Source organism: Catenulispora pinisilvae (genome assembly GCF_015356865.1).
GTDB lineage: Bacteria > Actinomycetota > Actinomycetes > Streptomycetales > Catenulisporaceae > Catenulispora > Catenulispora pinisilvae.
Window position 1 is genome coordinate 1 of the sequence record NZ_JAAFZA010000513.1, and the last position, 1,150, is coordinate 1,150.

A 1,150-nucleotide genomic window follows, 5' to 3' on the forward strand; every position below is an offset into this window, starting at 1 on the left:
GCCCCCCCAAACCCAAAACCCCCACCGGACCCCCCGACCCACCCACAATCGGCAGCGGCGCAGCGATCAGCACCGCCCCGCGCGTAGGCAGCCGATCCAGATTCCGCAGCTGCGTCAGCCCGTACTTCCCCGCCCCCAACATGTACGAGTGACATGGAAACGGCGGATCGAACCCATGCGCCGCCCCGGCATCCGTCCCGACCGTCTCCACCCCGATCCCCCGCAGCGGCGTCTGCTCGGCGAGCCACTTCGCGCACTCCGCCGACACCCCCGGCGTGTGCGGGCCGGTCTCGTTCGCGTTCAGGAACTCGGCCTGGCCGCCGGAGCGTGCGTCCCAGCCGGTGCGGTACAGCAGCCACCCGCCGTCCGGCAGCGGCCCGTACTTCGCCTCCCACTCGCGCACGTCCTGGACCTGGAGCAAGTGGTCGGGGTCGGCCGCTGCGCGGTCGGAGGCGTCCAGGACCACCGCGGGTGCGATCAGGCGCTGGGGCGCCACCTGCGCCACGTCCTCGCCGTCGCGCCCGGTGACCCAGTGCACCGGGGCGTCGAAGTGGGTGCCGACGTGTTCGCCGGTGACGATGTCGTTCCAGTACCAGGCGGGGCCGCGCTCGTCGTAGCGGCTGATCTCGCGGAGTTCGAAGCGGACGGTGTTGTTGAACGGCTCGGGCAATTGCAGGATCGGCGTCTCATGCGACAGCGGCGCGGTGAGGTCCACCACCTCGATGGTCCCGGTGGCGACCGCCTCGGCCAGCTGGGCCAGCAGCGTCATATCTGGCACCGTACTCCCGGCCGGGCGGCTCGTCAGCCGCGGCGGGGCACGCTTTCCGAGTAATACTTGAGCGTATGAGCACAAGGCGGACGATTCTCCGCGGCGGGATCGCGGCACTCGGCGCGGCGGCGGTCACAGCCGCCTGCGACTCCTCGCACGGCAACACCGGCGGCGCGGCGACGAGCACGCCCTCAACCGGGCCGACGTCGACCGGGCCGACGTCGACCGGAGCGCCGTCGGCGGGGACCACGGCGACGGCGACCACCCCCGGCGGCACATCATCGAGCGCGACACCGACGGCGCCCGCGACACCGAGCACGTCGGGCGCATCGGGCACGTCGGGCACACCAACCAACCCGGCCAAACCGACCACCCCCGCCC

Annotated in this window: 1 protein-coding gene and 1 pseudogene; one reads left to right on the top strand and one right to left on the bottom strand. The window is 72.4% G+C overall.

What is annotated here, in order from left to right:
- On the bottom strand, positions 1 to 769 hold a 769-nt coding region (locus IZR01_RS49245; RefSeq protein WP_194927899.1), incomplete at its 3' end, for a cyclase family protein.
- Between the two features lie 74 nt (positions 770 to 843).
- Here IZR01_RS49245 and IZR01_RS49250 point away from each other — a divergent pair.
- A pseudogene (locus IZR01_RS49250) lies at positions 844 to 1,150 on the top strand (hypothetical protein); the annotation flags it as partial.